A 15,906-nucleotide genomic window follows, 5' to 3' on the forward strand; every position below is an offset into this window, starting at 1 on the left:
CCAGAGAGGAGGCAATGCCCCACGCCGAGTTGACGGTCACACTGCCGCCGGCGATCTGGATCGGCGCGGTCTCCCGGGAGTTCCCGGACGCGACGTTCCGGGTACTGTCCGCGGTCCCCCGCGACGAGGACGGGTTCGGGCTGGTCGATGTCCGGACCGACGACCCCGACGGCGTCCTCGCGTGGCTGCGGGACGCGCCGGCGGTGATGGCCGTCGAACCCATCCGGCAGGAGGCCGACGGTGTCGTCATCCAGTTCGAGACCTCGCAGCCGCTGTTGCTCGCGTCGGTACAGGCGTCCGGGGTGCCGCTCTCGCTCCCGGTCGATATCAGCGACGGTCGGGCCAGCCTGGAGCTGACGGCCTCGCGCGACCGCATCGCCGCGCTCGGCGAGGCGTTCGACGACCTCGGTGTCACCTACTCGCTGGACCGGCTGTACGAGTCCGTCGAGGCCGCCGCCCCCCTGACCGAGAAGCAGCGCGAGACCCTCCTCGCCGCGCTGGAGCATGGCTACTACGACACGCCGCGGACGGCCACCCTCTCCGAGCTGGCCGACGAGCTGGAGATGGCGAACTCGACGCTGAGCGAGCTCCTCCACCGCGCCGAGGAGTCGGTCATCAAGGCGTTCGTCGCCGACCGGCTCGACACGGACCTCGACGTGGAGCCGCCCGGCCCGTAGCCACCGACCCGCCGACCGACCTTCGTACCGTCACTCCCGGACGTGGACCCGGGTGACGAAGCCGCCACAGCCACAGCGCTCGACGAACTCGTGGTCGAGGTCACGGGCGTCCAGCTCCGCGTCGAGGTAGCCCTCGGGATGCCCGTGGTCACCGTGCGTGACGAGGTTGACGTGGTAGCCGGGGGCGGTCCGTTCGACCGCCAGCAGCGCCGCACGGACGAGGCGGCCACGGTCGTCGGCGTGGACCGGCTGCTCCAGATTGACCGACCAGGAGCCGTCGTGGTCCTCGGCGAGCGCGGGGTCCGCGGGGTCGACGACCACGGCGTCGTCCGGGTCGACCGCGTCGAGGTCGTGCGCGCGGTCGGCGCTCATCCCTCCACCTCCTCGGCCGGGAGCTTCGGGAGCGTCGCGACGAACTCCTCGACGCCGCGGCGCTCTACCTCGTAACCGTCCGCGTCGAACGCCTCGACCTCGGCCTGGAACTCGTAGAACAGCGGTTGCGGGTCGTGGTCGTTGATGATGGTCAACGCCTCGCCCGACGGGATTTCGGTGAACGTCTCGTGGATGCGGTCGTGGCGCTCGGCTGGCGGCAGGTCGCGGATGTCGAGTTCGGTGCTCATGACAGCCCATGCTCCGAGGGCCAGCAGCCTGGGCCTTCGCCCGAAGATGTTCGGGGGCGGGGCGTCGGCGACCCCGGGTCCGCGGGCGCTGCTCGGCTCGCCGCCCCGTTCGCACACTCGGTACACTGCCCTTCCGTTCCGAGGGGTTGTTTACACTATTGGGTACTAATCCGCATATACTCTTACACTGTTTCCTCCGAAGGACATTTCAGTTGACGGTTCCTATACAGGTGTAGTGATGGCTTCCCTGAGACCCCCCGTTGCGCGGGCCGCGTGGCGTGCCCCCAGCGGCGCACAGCCGGACACAGGTGCGGCGCGAGACTCGGGGTGGGTAGCATGATCGAAGGGCGCCGTGCCCCGTCGTCGGGCGGTCGATGGGGTCCGTCGGTTCGCGAGGCGTTCGAGGACGAGTACGGCCGGGAGATACGGTTCCGACCGTACGAGCCGAGTGACCGCGACGCGCTCGTCGGGATGTACGAGTCGTTCGACCCGGCCCAGCGCGCCCAGGGGATTCCCCCGGTCCGGACGGACGGCATCGAGTCGTGGCTCGACAGCGTGCTGGACGGCCCCTCCGTCCTGGCCTGGCACGGGGACCGGGTTGTCGGACACGTCGTGTTCGTCCCCGACGGGGACGGTGGCCACGAACTCGCGATATTCGTCCACCAGGCACATCAGGAGGCCGGCATCGGTTCGCGGCTCCTCGATGCGGGCCTCGACCACGCACGCGAGCAGGGCGTCGCGAACGTCTGGTTGCTGGTCACCTGGGGGAACACGCGAGCGCGCGGCCTCTACGAGAAGTCGGGGTTCACCGTCGACGACCCGACCGGCAGCGACCTCCGGATGTCGAAGCGGCTCTGACAGCCTCCTGCGGCCCGCCAACGCTCCCGACGCCGCTCAGTCCGCCGTTCTCAATCGGCCGCCCCGCCGTCGCCCGCCGGGGTACCGGCGCCGCGCTCGGCCGGCGTGAGGTAGCACTGCGGGTCCGTCGCCGCGATGTCGTCGGTCACGGTCAGCGCACGCAGCCGTGAGGCCCCGCGGCAGATGTCGGCGTACGCACACGACCGGCACTGCTCGCCGAGGCTGGCGGGGCGGTCGCGCAGACGGCCCAGCAGGGGATTCGACTCGTCGTCCCAGATGGCGCCGAACGGACGGTCACGGACGTTGCCGAGGCTGTAGGACTGCCAGAACTGCGTCGCGTGGACGTTCCCCAGGTAGTCGATGTCCGCGACGCGCTCGCCGGCCGGGTCGCCGCCGTTGCGCTCGAGGTAGCGCCGCACCCGGCGGGCGCGCTCCTCGCCGAACGCCTCGCGCGCGTACTCGACGAGGTACGCGGCGTCGCAGTAGTTGCCCACCAGCAGCGTCTCGATGCCGGCGCCAGAGTGGTACTCGCGGGTCAACTCGACCAGCTCCGTGATGGCCTCGCGCCGGCGCTCGGGAGTGAGGTCCGCCTCGGGAACCCCACGGCCGCCGTAGGCGAGGTGGTAGAAGCAGAAGCGGTCGACGCCCACGTCGGTCAGCAGGTCGACCACGTCGGCGATGTCGTCGACGGTCTGCTCGGTGACGGTGTAGCGCAGGCCCGTCTTCAGGCCGGCATCGAGACAGGCCTCGATGCCCCGGACCGCGGCGTCGAAGGCGCCCGCCTCCCCCCGGAAGGCGTCGTTCGTCTCGCGCCCGCCGTCGACGGAGACGCCGGCGTACGCGAGGCCGGCGTCCCGCAGCTCGCGGGCCCGCTCGCGGGTCAGGAGCGTCCCGTTGGTCGAGAGGACGGGCCGTAGCCCCGCCTCGCTCGCGTGCGCGACGAGTTCCGGGAGGTCGTCCCGGACCAGCGGCTCGCCGCCGGAGAACAGGACGACCGGGACCCCGTAGGCGGCGAGTTCGTCGAGCATCGCTTTCCCCTCCGCCGTGGTGAGTTCGCCGGGCGCCGAGCCGCAGTCGGCGCCGGCGTAGCAGTGCGCACACGAGAGGTTGCACTGCTTCGTCGTGTTCCAGACGACGACCGGGTGCTCCTGCCGGCGCTCGCGGATCTGCTCGGCGTCGGAGTCGGCCCCGTACCGGAGGCCGTCGCCCGCCGCGTCGAGGTCGTAGAGGAGTTTGCTGATGGATATCACGACGGCTCACCCCCAGCCTCGGTCCGGTACCCCGCACCGAGGTCGCGCGTCGTGACCCGGGACACCTCGGTCGCCGGGCAACACCACACCGTCGTTGCCTCGGGGAACAGCCCGGTCGCCCGTTCGTGGGCGGCCTCGGGGTCGGGCGCCGTCACGCTCCCGGCGTGACGGAGCGGTTCGGTCGGCGACTCGCGCAGGAACAGCTCCCACTCCGGCTCGCCGTCCGACCGCGGGGTGTCGACGGTGGTCCACCCCGGTCCGGTGTCAGAGCGAGTCCGCTCGTCCGGCGCGTCACCTTCGTCCGTCATCACACGGGCGGAGGGACCGGACCCACCTTGATGGTGCCACCGGCTCCCAGGGCGTGGGAACGATGGCGGCCTCGTGACGGCGTTCGACCGGAAACGGAGGGGTGGCTGCGAGGGGCGGCCCGCCCGCCGCCGGCCCGCTTACTCGTCGTACGTCCCGCCCTCCAGGTAGTACTCGACGCGGTCGCGGGTCGCCGCGGCGGCCTTGACGAACTCGACGACCCGCTCGCCGTCCTCCCAGCGGTCGTCGATTATCTCCACCGAGAGCCCTTGCTGGCCGAGGTGGTACAGCAACGCCTCGACGGTATCCGGGTCGCCGCGAACGGTGTGGCGCTCGCCGACCGGTTCGTCGGTCGCAACGTCGTGGATGGTCTCGACGAACGGGAGGAGGATGGACTCCCCGAGGTCGTGGGCGCGCTCGCGGAGCCGCTCGTCGTCCTCGTCGAACTCGGCGGCCTGGAACGCCTCGCGGACGATGCGCGAGAAGACGAAGTCCTGCCCCAGATCGAACGGGAGCGAGAAGGCGTACGCCAGTTCGTCGTGGTGCTGGGCCTCGGTCGTGTACTTCACCATCGAGTGGCCGTCGTCGGCCTTCAGCACGACGCCCTCGCGGCCGGCCGCGTCGAGGTCGGCGATGGCCTCGCGGACCACCTCGATGGCGGCCGCCGGCTCCGCGCTGCCGAACAGCCGCGGCTGGGCGAAGCCGTACCGGTCACAGAGGTCGCGGCGCTCGGCGACGGGCAGCGGCACGCCGGCGGCACGCTCGCGGACGCCGAAGACGCGGAACGCGTTCGTCTCGATGCCGTCGTAGTCGTGGGTCGTGTACGGCGTCTCGGGCCCGACGAGTTCGGCACACAGCATCCGCCCGGGATGGTCGTCGAAGAAGGCCGCCGTCTCCAGCCGCTCGCGGGCCAGCACGGTCGTGTACGGACAGACGTGCCCGCCACGCGTGAACGCGAGGACCGTCGTCCCGTCGGCATCCTCGGCGTCACCACTCGCCTCGTCAGCCGTGTCCACGCGGACGATGCGGACGTTGAACCCGTCGAGCTTCTCCTCGACGTGGACGGTCTCGTCGGGGTCGAACACGGACCGGAGGCCGGCGTCGAGCGCGAGGACCCGCGCGACGCTCGGATAGCCCCGGACGACGGTGCCGTCCCCGAGCACGACGGTCCCGCGCTCGACGCCGTGCCGGGCGGCCGACAGCGCGTGGTACGTGAGTCCCTCGAACTCGCGCTCGCGGAAGTGCTCGAACAGCTCCGCGGGCTCGTCGGCGGTCGAGTCCAGCCGGTCGAACCACGCTTCGTCCATGTCCCAGGGGAGGCCACAGCCGCTGAAAAGTAACGGGGGTGGTTCCCAGGGGGCGTGGGACGACCGACCGCAGGCCGCCCGGAGCACCCCTGGGGCGGGGTGATACCTTTGTACACCGGCCCGCAACCCCCAGGTATGCCCGGCGACCTCCCGCGCCAGCAGTTCGTCCTCGACACGTCGCTGTTCATCACGGAGGAGATCCGCGAGGACGAGGAGTCGCTGGAGGACGCGGTGCTCCGGCTGCTGGACCTGGTGGCGACCGCACGGCTCGAGCTGAACATCTCCTGTTACATGCCGCCCTCCATCCACGACGAGCTGACGACGATGCTCCGTGACCGCGAGGTGAGCGAGGAGGTGTTCGAGCGGCTCGACACCTGGGTCGTCCGCAAGAGTCCGGACCGCTATGGGGTCACCATCCCGGCGGACATCGTCTACGAGTTCATCGACGAGATGTCCGGCCGCGTCGACCGCGGGCTGCGTGTGAGCGAGGAGGCGCTCCGTGAGGTCGAACAGCTCGACCCCGACGCGCTGACCGCCGAAGGGAACGACTACGTGACCGAGGCCGACCGCATCCTCTCGAAGATGCGCGACAAGTACCGGCGGGCGCTCCGCCAGGGCGTGCTCGACTCCCGCGAGGACTTCGACCTCCTCATCCTCGCGCGCGAACTCGACGCCGGTGTCGTGACCGAGGACCGCGGCGTCATCAGCTGGGCAAACGAGTTCGGCCTCCGGTACGTCCGCGGTGGGCGCTTCCCGACGCTGCTGGAGGAGTACCTCCGGGCGACGGGTGGCGACAGCCAGGCCGAGTGACGGGCCGGAGCGGGCAGTCCGGTCCCGGTGGTGCTCGTCGACGGGCCCGTTGGCCCGTCCCGTCTAGCTCAGGTCGAAATACTCCGCGGCGGTCTGCATGTCCTTGTCGCCGCGGCCACAGAGGTTCACGAGCAGGGTGTCGTGGCGGTCCTCCTCGGCCAGTTTGCACGCCAGCGCGATGGCGTGGCTCGGCTCCAGGGCGGGGATGATGCCCTCGGACTCGCTGAGTTCGCGGAACGCGGCCATCGCCTCGTCGTCGGTGATGCCGTGGTACTCTGCGCGCCCGAGTTCCTGGAGCGCGGCGTGCTCGGGGCCGACGGCCGGATAATCGAGCCCCGCGGAGACGGAATGGTTCTCCGTCTCCTCGTCGATGACGTGGGTCTTCATCCCCTGGAACACCTGGGGTTCCTCGCGCTCGGTGGCCGAGAGCGGCGCGGAGTGGTGGCCCGAATCCAGGCCCTTGCCCGCCGGCTCGGCGCCGTAGAACGCCACGTCGTCGTCTTTGAACGCGTGGAACAGACCGATGGCGTTCGAGCCGCCACCGACACAGGCGACGCAGGCGTCCGGCAGGTCACCGTGCAGTTCCTGGACCTGCTCGCGGGCCTCGCGGCCGATGACCGACTGGAAATGTCGGACCATCCGCGGGAACGGGTCCGGGCCGACCGCACTGCCGACGAGGTAGTGGGTCTCCTCGGTGTTCTCGACGAGGTCCTCCATCGCGGCGTCGACGGCCTCGGCGAGCCCCTCGTTGCCGCGCTCGACCGGTTCGACGTCGGCGCCCATCAGCCGCATCCGGAACACGTTCATCTCCTGGCGCTGCATGTCGTGCCGGCCCATGTAGACCGTCGTGTCCAGGTCCAGCAGGGCACCGACCATCGCCGTCGCGGTGCCGTGCTGGCCGGCGCCGGTCTCGGCGATGAGTCGCTCCTTGCCCGCCCGCTTCGCGAGCAGGGCCTGCCCGAGCGTGTTGTTGAGCTTGTGCGCGCCACCGTGGAGCAGGTCCTCGTGTTTGAAGTAGATGTTCGCGTCGTAGCGCTCGCTGAGCGTCTCCGCGTGGAAGACGGGTGTCGGCCGCCCGCCGAAATGCTCCAGCAGGTACTCGAACTCCTGCTGGAACGCCTCGTCCTCTTTCAGCTGGTCGAACGCGCCCGCGAGTTCGGCGAGCGGCTCCTCCAGCGGTTCCGGGACGTGTCGACCGCCGTACCCCTCGAACGTGCCTGGGTCTGCCATACAGCGGGGGCGAGCGCACGGATGTAAAACCTACTGCCATCGGTAGTATCGTTCGTGCGGGCGCCCACACGCGGCGTGCCCCGTCGACCCCGTATGGGCGTCACACCCCCCGTGACCGTCCACGTGAGGCTCTGACACCATCGTTCCGCGCGTTCGCCGTTCAGGATAAACACCCCGGTCTATTCGGGCAACAGCGCTACCGGCCCGGAGACGAACGTACGAGGTGAGTGCGGGCCCCGTCTCACTCGGGATGTCGAGGTGCCGAGGCCGGGCCCGCCGCCGCGACCGTCCTCCGCCGCGGCCCGCTCTGACATTCATTGGCTTTCTCTGGTATTGAGTGGTTTCTACACCCAATCTTTATATAGGTGCATGACGTAGGAAGGAGTACAATGGCAGACAGCAACTCCCCGTTCGGTATCGCGTTCGAGGCACAGCGCAGCGCAATCCAGACCGCCCAGGACGGTATCCACACGGCCGTCAGCATCCAGCGCGACGTGAACGAGGCCTTCGTCGACTCCATCGAGCCGACCCGCGAGGTCTCCGAGAGCGGCGCCGACCTCGCCCGCTCCGGCGTGGAGGCCTACCTCGACGCCGTCGAGGCGGCCCTCCCGAGCGACCAGGAGGTCGTCGATGACCTCCGCGAGAGCATCGACGAGCAGCTCGACACCCTCGCCGAGAACCGCGAGGAGGCCGCCGACCAGATCGAGGAGAACCTCCGCGACGGCGCCGACTCCGTCGACGAGTTCCTCGCCGACTTCCTCGAGAACCTCGACGAGCAGGTCGACTCCCTCCTCGAGTCCAGCGAGGACCTCGAGGACCAGACCGTCGAGGCCCTGGAGGAGCTGCAGGACCAGATCGAGGAGCTGCAGGACGAGATCGAGTCCCGCGGCGACGAGTTCGAAGAGCAGGTCGCCGACCAGCTCGACGGCTTCCAGGAGAACTTCGAGGACGGCGCCGGCCAGCTGAGCGAGTCCATCGAGGACGCGACCGAGCAGCTCGAGGACGCCGCCGACGACCTGCAGCAGCAGGTCGACGAGGTCTCCGAGGACATCCAGAGCCAGGTCGACGACGTCTCCGAGGACGTCAGCGCGTAAGCGCCTCGACTCGACGCTCCCACCCTTCCCCTTCCTCGACCGCCGGGCGCGTCGCCCGGCGTCGCTCCCACTCCGTAGCGGCTGCGCCGTCCGCGGGCCGTGACCTTTCTGTCCCCGCCCCCGCAGACCCGGGTATGGGCGACGAGACCGAGCGCGACCCCGAGGCCACGCTCGAGGAGTGGAAGGAATCGATGCAGGACGAACACGAGCGGGCCATCGCCGAGCCCGACCCCGACGCCGCCCACGAGGTCGAGGGGGTCGTCCAGGTGAGCTACCGCGTCGGCTACGACTACGACCCCGACGAGGGGCTGGTCGTGGCCGAGTCCGAACAGGTCGACGAGCGCGGGGAGCCCGAGCTGCTGGGCTGTTCCTGCGGCGTCCGCGGGATGACCCGCGAGGAGGCCCGCGAGCATCTCGCCGCGGCACGCGGGGCGGAGTGACGGTCGCCCGCTGGACCACCGCCTCGCTGTCCCGCCGAAACCGGTTTCGGGACGGCCGCCATCGGCCACTGCATGGCTGGGGAGGACCGATTCGTCGGGGAGGTGACGGGTGTGAACGAGCGGGGACCGACCGGCGCGGTGGTGGAGAGTGTGGAGGTACGCCATCCGGAGCGAGACGAGACGGTCACCGCCGACGTGGCCGAGCGGTACGACCAGGGAGACGAGGTAGCTGTCGAGTACTCAGAAGCGATTGGGGGGTATCGGGTCTTCGGGGAGTGGGAGGCGCTTCTGGACGACCTCGGCATCGTGGTCCAGCGGATGGACGTTCCCCACTCGGCGGCGCGCCGGGCGTTCAGACAGGCTGGCGGTGACCCCGCGGCGGCGTGTCAGCTGCTCGAGACGAGTGGAGTGAGCGACGAGGACGAGACGGGATAGCCGTCGACGGGCGCGAGGACCACGGCGACCGGTGACCAGCGGCCACGGGGCCGTGTCCCGGACGCTTTTCGCTGCGCCCGCCGAACGACCGTCCATGTCACTCGCGGACCACCTCACCGGTATCGTCCACGAACCGACCCAGACCGGGGGCGCGGGGGTCGACCTGACCGTCGACGCCGTCCACGCGGTCACCGGTCCCGGCGCCATCGATTTCGGTGGCGGCGAACTCGAGGCCGCCGAGACGACGGCGCTGGACACGGTGAAGAACGATCCAGACGACGACTACGGCTGGTGGACGCTCTCCCCCGGGACGTATCTGGTCGAGTACAACGAGTCGCTGGACACGGACGACCCGCTCGTCCTGCAGCCCCGGGACGCGCTCGTCGAGCAGGGGGCCAGCCACCCCACGCTGCACGTCACGGACCTGCCGCGCGTGCCGGTGTCGGTGCCAGAGGCGGGCCTGCACCTGAAGGAGAACGCGCGGGTGTCGACGCTGGTCGCGCCGGACGCGTAGCCGCCCCCGACAAAGCACTTATCGGGCGACGGTCACCCACCTGCCATGCGTGGCCCGGCCGCCGTCGCGGCAGCGCTCGCGGTTGCACTCCTCGCGGGAGCGGTGCTCGGCCCGGCCGCGGCCAGTTCCCCGCCACGGCCCGTCTGTCCCGCCTGCGGCACGCTGTTCGAGCGGGCCGCCGACGAGCGTGGCGTCGACGTGACCGTCCACGAGAGCACGGCGCTCGTGCGGGTCCACGAGAACGGCAGCGCCGTCTGGACGATCCGCAACCGGCTGAACGCCACGGACGGCTTCCGCGAGCCCCCCGACACGCTCGACGCGACGGCTCGCGGGCTCGCCGACCGGGAGTACGGTCCGCCCCGGGACGCGACGCTCCGTGACACCCGCGTCGAGGGTGACGCCGCCGTCGTCGTCCTGCACGACCCGGATGCCGCCGAGCGTCACGCGGGCCTGCTCGTCGTCGACTACCTCCACACCGGCGGTGACGGCACCGGAATCCGGCTCAACGCCGACCGGTTCTCGATTCGCGGGCCATCCGGGACGGTCGTCACGAACACGCCCGCGAGCGGCAGCGCGAACGGGTCGACGGTGACGTGGACCGGCTCCGTCGCCGGCCCCGGGTACGTGGGGCCGTCCCTCGACGGGTCGCCGTACGTCGCCTTTGGGGCGCCGTCCGACCGGGGACTCCGGACGACCGCCGCACTCGCGCTCGCGACGCTCCCCATCGTCGTCGGGGCGCTCGGCCGGTTCCTCCTCGGTCAGACGCTTCTGTTCGCCGGCACCCTCGCGGTCGTGGCAGCCGCCGCCCACGGCCACGAGTTCGAGCGCGGTCCGGTGGCCTACGGTAGCGTCCTGGCTGCTGTCGGCGCCGCGGGCGCACTGCTCCCCGGCCTCGCGAACGGTCCAGGCTGGGTGTCGGTTCCCGCGCTCGCGGCCGTCGGCATCGGTCTCGCGGCGACACATCCGGCCATCAGGGGGCGCCGGTGGACGCCGGGACGCCTCGCGGCAGGCGCCGGCGTCGTCCTGGGGCTCGCCTCGGCCGTGCTGTTCGCGCTCGAACTCGCCATCGACGCGTACGACCCGTTCCGCGCGACGGCCCGGTCGCTCGGCCTGGCGCTCCCGTTCGCCGCGTGTCTGCCGCTCGGAGCCGCACTCCGCGGCCGCCGCCGAGAGGTACTGGTCTGGGGCGGGGTCGCCGTCCTCGCGTTCGTCGTCACGACGCTGACGCTCGTGAACCCGGCCGACCCGCCCACGGGCCTCGGTGGCGGCCTCCTGCTGGTGTTCCTGTACGGCTTCGCTGTCGCGTTCCCGGTGCTGGGCTCGCTCGTCCTCGCGACCGGGTTGGCGCTGGCGTCCCGGGAATCGGGGTATGATTAGGGGTACTGGAAAATAATCGAGCATAGATGCCAAATAATCCCGAAATTCTGGTAATATGGCGGGAATAGGATTTTACACGCGTGGAATATCCTAACGAGATAGTCGTTCCGGCGACGACTCCCGGCCATGTCACGCCACGACTCGTCCCGTCGACCGCTGCTAGCTGCGCTGGTCGCGTGGCTTCGGGCCCGGAGCCCGTCGCTCACGGCTTCGCCGTTCGCACGGGGGGATTCGCTGCTGGGCCCCGATAGCGTCCTCGGCCGTCGACTCCGCCGCGCGCACCACGCGGTCGAGCGGTTCCGCGTCCGCGAGCACCTCCGTCGGACCGAGCACGCGCTGCGCCGGGCCGACCGCCCCGACCTGACGCCCGAACAGCGCCGGCGCCGCGAGCGCCACCTCGACCGCCTGCGCGCGTACTGGCGACGGGGCCGGTTCCCGTCGAACCACGCCGAGTCGGGCCGGGCGCCCGCGTTCGTCTCTCCCGACGACGGTACTCTGTGCGCCGTGGCGAACCTCCTCGAACGGGACCACCCTGACCTCGTCGCCCGGACCGCCACGAGGGACAACACCGTCCGGGTCGAGGCCGTCGAGGGGACACCGCTGGAGGACTCGCTCGCGGCATGGGCCGAACACAACGGTTTCACGCGCGCCGAACTCGCGCGGGTCCAGCCCTCGTACCCCCACAGCGTCCAGTTCGCGACGACCTGCGGCCCGGTGGCGTGCTGGGTCGCCGGCGCGGCCTGTGCGCTCGTCGGGAGCGCCGTCTTCGCCACGACGGAGTGGGTCGGCTACCGGCTCGTCGGCGAGTGGTTCCCGGCGAAGCCGCTGAAACGCCGCGCCGCGCTGGGGTACGCGACAGCGATGAACGGCTTCCTCGCCGTCTTCCTGGCGCTGGTGCTGTACGCGCTGTTCCCGTGACGATGGCGGGGGACGACGCTCCGACCACCGGCGACCCGCCGGAGCGGACCCGTCGCGCTGTCGTCGCGCTGTCGGCGTGGACGGCCGTCGTCGCCGTGCCCGGGTTCGCGCTCTCGGGGACGGTGGCGTTCTGGGGCGCGCACGACCACCTCTCGCGCGCTGGCTCCGGTCCCGCCGCGGTCCTGGCGAGCGACACGCTGACGCTGTTCCTGACGACGGTCCTGGGGACGGCAGTGGTCCTGCCGTTGCTCGTCGCGGGAACACGACTCGCACAGCCCGATACCTCGGGGGCCGCGACAGCGGTCGGCGCAGTCGTCGGCGTCGCCGGTCCGTTCGGGCTCGCTGCGACGATGGGTCTGCTCCTCGGTCTCGCTCCCAGCCGCTCGACACTCCTCCTCGCCGTCACCGGTGGAGGCCTGCTGGCCGCGGTCCTGGCTGTCGGCTCCGGCGTGGAGGTCACCCTCCGCCGCCTTTCCGGTACCACAGCCGCGGACGGCGGGCGGCCAGACGCCGGCGACGCCCGCCCCTGGCTCGCGTGCTGCTGGAACTACTGGCTGGTGGGCGCACTCGTCCTCGGAGCGGTCGGCGGTGGCCTCGTCGGCGCACCGCTGGGTGGTGCCGTCGAGACGTGGAGCGGGACACCGCAAGCCTCGTTCGACTACGAGACGACCGAGACGGCGAACGGGACGCGGCTGACGGTCACGCACGACGGGGGCGACGAGATTCCTGCCGCGGGGCTCCGGCTGACCGGGAACCTCACAGCGGTGCCGGGGGCGAACCAGACCCACGCGGGGCCGTGGAACGGCTCGACGACGCATATCGAGCAGACGTTCCGGCCGGGCCCACACGTCGCGCCCGGAGACCAGGTCGCCGTGGGCGTCCCCGAGGGCTGCGTCGTCCGGGTGGTCTGGGAGGGGCCCGCCGGCGACTCGGTCACGCTCGGGAAGTACACCTGTGGGGAGGACGGGGAGCGCTGAGATGCCACCGAACGACCGCGGAACGGCGGGTGCGACCGACCGCGACGGGACGGCCCGCGCGGCCCGGTGGCTGGCCGCCCAGACCGTCGTCGTCGTCGCCCTGCTCGCCGGCGTCGTCCACCGGCTCACGATGTCGACGCTGCTGGAGGGCGAGATGTCGTACATGGGTACCGGGGGCTCCGGCCTCGGCGCGGTCCTCGGCCGCCGCGCGGTGCAGGCGTTCCTGCTGGCGGGCGCCGTGCTGTTCGCCTGCTGGCCGGTGCTGGTCCTCGGCGCCCGCCGGGCCGAGGGGACGCGACTGCGGTGGTCCCTCGCGGCGGTTCTGGTCCCGGCCGCGGTGACGGCTGTCGTCCTCGTCGGCGCGAGTGGTGACCGGTGGCTGCTCGTCGTGCCCATCGTCGTGGTGGTGGCTGTCGGCGTTCTGCTGTCGCTGGCGGTGTCGCTGCTGGCCGCGATTCACGCGCGGTCGGCTCCTGACGGGCGGCTGGTCACGCTCGCGCTCGGGGTTGCTGTCCTCGCCGTCTGCGCGTTCGCCGTCGGTGCGGCGGCTGCGGCGCCGCTCGGCGGCCTCGTCGAGGTGCAGCAGTACGGCGGTGTTCCGGTGGCGAGTTTCGCGTTCGAGCCGACCGAGACACCCGATGGGACGCTGCTGGCCATCACGCACGACGGCGGCGACCGGGCACTCGCTGACCGGGTCCACGTCGAGGGTAACCTCGCCCCGGTGCCGGATGCCGACCAGCCGCGGCCGGGCCCGTGGAACGGTTCGACCTCGCACGCGGCCGACGGCCGCGTCGTCGAGCCGGGTGATTCGGTGACGGTCGGCCTCGGCGGGTCGGACGACTGCGTGGTCCGGGTCGTCTACCGTGACGGGGCCAACACAGCCTCGCTCGGGCAGCACGAGTGCGGGTCGGCCGGGCCGTAACCCGCTCCGGACCCGTCTCTCGTCTCACAGCTTCTCGGCGTCGAGCGCCTGCTCCGTCCGCCGCTGCAGCTGCTCCAGCCGCCGGTCGACGGCGTTCGCGGTCGCCCCGGGGACGTTCTCCCGGGCCGACGACAGTGCCTCGCCCACCCGGTCGAGCCGCGTGGCGACGGCCTGGAGCTGCCGGTCGGCGCCCTGCCCGTCGCCCTGTTCGGCGCGTTCCAGCGCCCTGACCGCCGACCGTCGGACCGCGTCCAGCGCGGTCGCCAGCCCGCCGGCCGGTCCGGGCGGCGTGGTGCGGTTCCCGCCGCCCTGCCGGTCGTTCCCATCGTCCGAACTCCCATCGTCCGCGTCGGCGACCGCGTCGCGCGTCTCGCCGGAGAGCGACCCGAGGAACCCCGCCAGCGAGGCCTTCCCCGTCCGGGGGCGCTCCACCGTCACCGGGTCGTCCGCATCCCCGTCGGGGTCGGGGTTGACCCGGAAGGCGCCGACCTCGTCGGCCGCGTCCCGGACCTCGGCGGTGTAGGCCCCGTCGCGGTGGACGTAGACGGCGTCGCGGCCGTCCAGCCGGCTGTCGTAGATGCGGCCGCCGAAGTCGTCCTCGACGGCGGCCCGCCGGAGGTCGTCGTCGGTCCCCTCCGTGTCGATGCGGAGCTTCCGTGCGTCCTCGTTGGCGACCATCGCGACCGTCCCATCGGCGCCCGCCGCGGTCGGCCCGTCGGCTTCGACGCGCTCGCTGTGGGGGGCGCGCCCGGCGCCGTTGACCGTCAGCCGGTGCTCGCCGGCGGGCACGTCCGCGACGATGGCGCCCTGGAAGGAGGGGACGGCGACGGGGTTGCTCTCGACGAGGGCGATGGATTCGACGGCCGGTTCCTCGGTCGTCACGCCCTCTCCCTCGGGGGCGTCACTGTCGGGGGTCACGTCCCGGACGGTGGCGACCAGCCGGGCCGCCGGGCCGCCCTCACCGATGGCGTCGTAGCGCTCGGCCAGCGTCGCCCGGTGGTTGGGGTCGCTGATATCCGTCGCCGGGTTCCGGTAGCGGGACTGCTTCCAGGGCGTGGCGGTGGCCGTGAGGTGGCTCGCGACGGCGTCCTCCACGAAGCCGGGCACGGCGAACTCGAAGCTCAGCTGTGGCCCGACGAAGGCGTCGATGTCCTCGGCCTCGGCTGTCGGGACGAGCTCGTACGCCGCGTCACCCTCGGGACCGAGCGCCAGGCCCGACCGCCGCTCGGGAAGCTCGGATGGCGGACTCGCCAGCTCCGTGAACGACCGGACGGTGAGCTCCGGTGGGGCGAGATGCCGTCGCTCGAACGCCGGCAGCTCAGGGTGCTCGTACACCGGTGCGTCGTCCAGTTCGGGGATGGCGTACGGCAGCCGGAACCCCTCGTCGCGGGGGAGCCCGTAGGCGACCGGCAGCTCCGACAGCGCCTCGACCACGCCCAGGGTGGCGTTGGTCACGTCGGCGGCCGCCGCGTCGAGCGGCAGTCGCTGGAAGCTGTCGGCCAGCTCGTTCAGCGAGAGTGCGCTGGAGTGTGACCCCAGCTCCGAGAGGACCCGCGGCCGGCGCCCGGGGTCGATGAACTCGTTGTTCGGGACCGACCGCGAGTGCGCGCTGGCGACGTACAGCTGTGCTGTGTCCGTTTCACCGTCGACGAAGACGTGGAGGGCCTCCCAGTCGTGCCAGTGGAAGTTGGTCGTGAACTGGTCGAACGCCGAGTACCACCAGAACTGGACCACCTCCAGCGGGGAGTCACGGTAGCGTCGGCCGTTGTAGAACACCGTCGGCGATGGCGGTGCGTCGGGCTCGTACGCCTCCAGGTAGCCGTTCACCGCGTCGAACCCGGTGACGACACGCTCGCCGTCCCGGTCGGTCGCGTACGGCCGGGGGTCGGTCGGGAACCAGGTCTCGTCGGCGTCGAACTGGAGCGTGGGGGCGAACCGTTCGGCCAGTTCTCCCGCCCGCTCCTCGCCCAGCGCCTCGGTCGCCGCCGTCGAGCCGCCGTCGCCGTTCCCGCCGAGCATCGAACAGCCCGCCAGCGTGCCGGCGCCGCCCGCGCCGGTGGCCACGAGCAGGTCCCGCCGGGTCAGCGTATCACGCTCCATGTCTCCCGTTCTCGCGGGAGTGGTATGCACTTACTGGCCGGTCCCGTGGTGCCTCCGACCGTAACGACCAC

The 15,906-nt window shown here is 71.6% G+C and carries 18 protein-coding genes; 11 read left to right on the forward strand and 7 right to left on the reverse strand.

Annotated elements, in window-relative coordinates:
* Positions 1–14: 14 nt before the first annotated feature.
* Positions 15–677, forward strand: a complete 663-nt coding sequence (locus tag NL115_RS08240) for a helix-turn-helix domain-containing protein (RefSeq protein WP_254832701.1) — start codon at positions 15–17, stop codon at positions 675–677.
* Positions 678–707: 30 nt separating this feature from the next.
* On the opposite strand, the gene NL115_RS08245 is transcribed toward NL115_RS08240, so the two are convergent.
* Both NL115_RS08245 and NL115_RS08250 read right to left on the reverse strand, forming a co-directional pair.
* Positions 708–1,049 carry a CGCGG family putative rSAM-modified RiPP protein gene (locus tag NL115_RS08245; protein WP_254832702.1) on the reverse strand — a complete coding sequence of 114 codons (342 nt, stop codon included), beginning with the start codon at positions 1,047–1,049 and terminating at the stop codon, positions 708–710.
* On the reverse strand, positions 1,046–1,297 hold the full coding sequence (locus NL115_RS08250; RefSeq protein WP_254832703.1) for a DUF2249 domain-containing protein: 252 nt from the start codon (positions 1,295–1,297) through the stop codon (positions 1,046–1,048). Before NL115_RS08250 ends, NL115_RS08245 begins: the two co-directional genes overlap by 4 nt.
* Positions 1,298–1,633: 336 nt before the next feature.
* Between NL115_RS08250 and NL115_RS08255 the strand changes: the two genes are divergently transcribed.
* On the forward strand, positions 1,634–2,155 hold the full coding sequence (locus NL115_RS08255) for a GNAT family N-acetyltransferase (RefSeq protein WP_254832704.1): 522 nt from the start codon (positions 1,634–1,636) through the stop codon (positions 2,153–2,155).
* Positions 2,156–2,205: 50 nt separating this feature from the next.
* Here NL115_RS08255 and NL115_RS08260 read toward each other — a convergent pair whose 3' ends face one another.
* From NL115_RS08260 to NL115_RS08270, 3 genes are all read right to left on the reverse strand, one after another.
* A complete protein-coding gene (locus tag NL115_RS08260; protein ID WP_254832705.1) occupies positions 2,206–3,405 on the reverse strand; it encodes a TIGR04347 family pseudo-SAM/SPASM protein in 1,200 nt (399 codons plus the stop codon).
* Positions 3,402–3,713 carry an Htur_1727 family rSAM-partnered candidate RiPP gene (locus NL115_RS08265; protein ID WP_254832706.1) on the reverse strand — a complete coding sequence of 104 codons (312 nt, stop codon included), beginning with the start codon at positions 3,711–3,713 and terminating at the stop codon, positions 3,402–3,404. Before NL115_RS08265 ends, NL115_RS08260 begins: the two co-directional genes overlap by 4 nt.
* Before the next feature lie 138 nt (positions 3,714–3,851).
* Positions 3,852–5,018: an RNA ligase gene (locus NL115_RS08270; RefSeq protein ID WP_254832707.1), complete on the reverse strand. Its 1,167-nt coding sequence runs from the start codon at positions 5,016–5,018 to the stop codon at positions 3,852–3,854.
* Positions 5,019–5,153: 135 nt separating this feature from the next.
* Here NL115_RS08270 and NL115_RS08275 point away from each other — a divergent pair, with 135 nt between their 5' ends.
* Complete coding sequence (locus NL115_RS08275; RefSeq protein WP_254832708.1) at positions 5,154–5,828, forward strand: RNA ligase partner protein; 675 nt, start codon at positions 5,154–5,156, stop codon at positions 5,826–5,828.
* 63 nt (positions 5,829–5,891) lie between these two features.
* Here NL115_RS08275 and trpB read toward each other — a convergent pair whose 3' ends face one another.
* Positions 5,892–7,058: a tryptophan synthase subunit beta gene (gene trpB, locus NL115_RS08280; RefSeq protein ID WP_254832709.1), complete on the reverse strand. Its 1,167-nt coding sequence runs from the start codon at positions 7,056–7,058 to the stop codon at positions 5,892–5,894.
* Positions 7,059–7,447: 389 nt separating this feature from the next.
* On the opposite strand from trpB, the gene NL115_RS08285 reads away from it, so the two are divergent.
* The 8 genes from NL115_RS08285 (at position 7,448) to NL115_RS08320 (ending at position 13,735) form a co-directional block, all read left to right on the forward strand.
* Entirely contained in the window at positions 7,448–8,152 is a 705-nt protein-coding gene (locus NL115_RS08285; RefSeq protein ID WP_254832710.1) for a coiled-coil domain-containing protein, read from the forward strand.
* Positions 8,153–8,286: 134 nt separating this feature from the next.
* Entirely contained in the window at positions 8,287–8,592 is a 306-nt protein-coding gene (locus NL115_RS08290; protein WP_254832711.1) for a hypothetical protein, read from the forward strand.
* A gap of 72 nt (positions 8,593–8,664) precedes the next feature.
* Positions 8,665–9,027: a hypothetical protein gene (locus NL115_RS08295; RefSeq protein ID WP_254832712.1), complete on the forward strand. Its 363-nt coding sequence runs from the start codon at positions 8,665–8,667 to the stop codon at positions 9,025–9,027.
* Between the two features lie 94 nt (positions 9,028–9,121).
* A complete protein-coding gene (locus tag NL115_RS08300; RefSeq protein WP_254832713.1) occupies positions 9,122–9,541 on the forward strand; it encodes a dCTP deaminase/dUTPase family protein in 420 nt (139 codons plus the stop codon).
* A gap of 45 nt (positions 9,542–9,586) precedes the next feature.
* A complete protein-coding gene (locus NL115_RS08305) occupies positions 9,587–10,918 on the forward strand; it encodes a hypothetical protein (RefSeq protein ID WP_254832714.1) in 1,332 nt (443 codons plus the stop codon).
* 126 nt (positions 10,919–11,044) lie between these two features.
* Complete coding sequence (locus NL115_RS08310; protein WP_254832715.1) at positions 11,045–11,836, forward strand: hypothetical protein; 792 nt, start codon at positions 11,045–11,047, stop codon at positions 11,834–11,836.
* 2 nt (positions 11,837–11,838) lie between these two features.
* Positions 11,839–12,813: a hypothetical protein gene (locus NL115_RS08315; RefSeq protein ID WP_254832716.1), complete on the forward strand. Its 975-nt coding sequence runs from the start codon at positions 11,839–11,841 to the stop codon at positions 12,811–12,813.
* A gap of 1 nt (position 12,814) precedes the next feature.
* Complete coding sequence (locus NL115_RS08320) at positions 12,815–13,735, forward strand: hypothetical protein (RefSeq protein WP_254832717.1); 921 nt, start codon at positions 12,815–12,817, stop codon at positions 13,733–13,735.
* A 24-nt stretch (positions 13,736–13,759) separates the two neighbouring features.
* Here NL115_RS08320 and NL115_RS08325 read toward each other — a convergent pair whose 3' ends face one another.
* Entirely contained in the window at positions 13,760–15,835 is a 2,076-nt protein-coding gene (locus NL115_RS08325; protein ID WP_254832718.1) for a hypothetical protein, read from the reverse strand.
* Positions 15,836–15,906: the final 71 nt, after the last annotated feature.

The sequence above is a fragment of the Haloglomus salinum genome (genome assembly GCF_024298825.1).
GTDB lineage: Archaea > Halobacteriota > Halobacteria > Halobacteriales > Haloarculaceae > Haloglomus > Haloglomus salinum.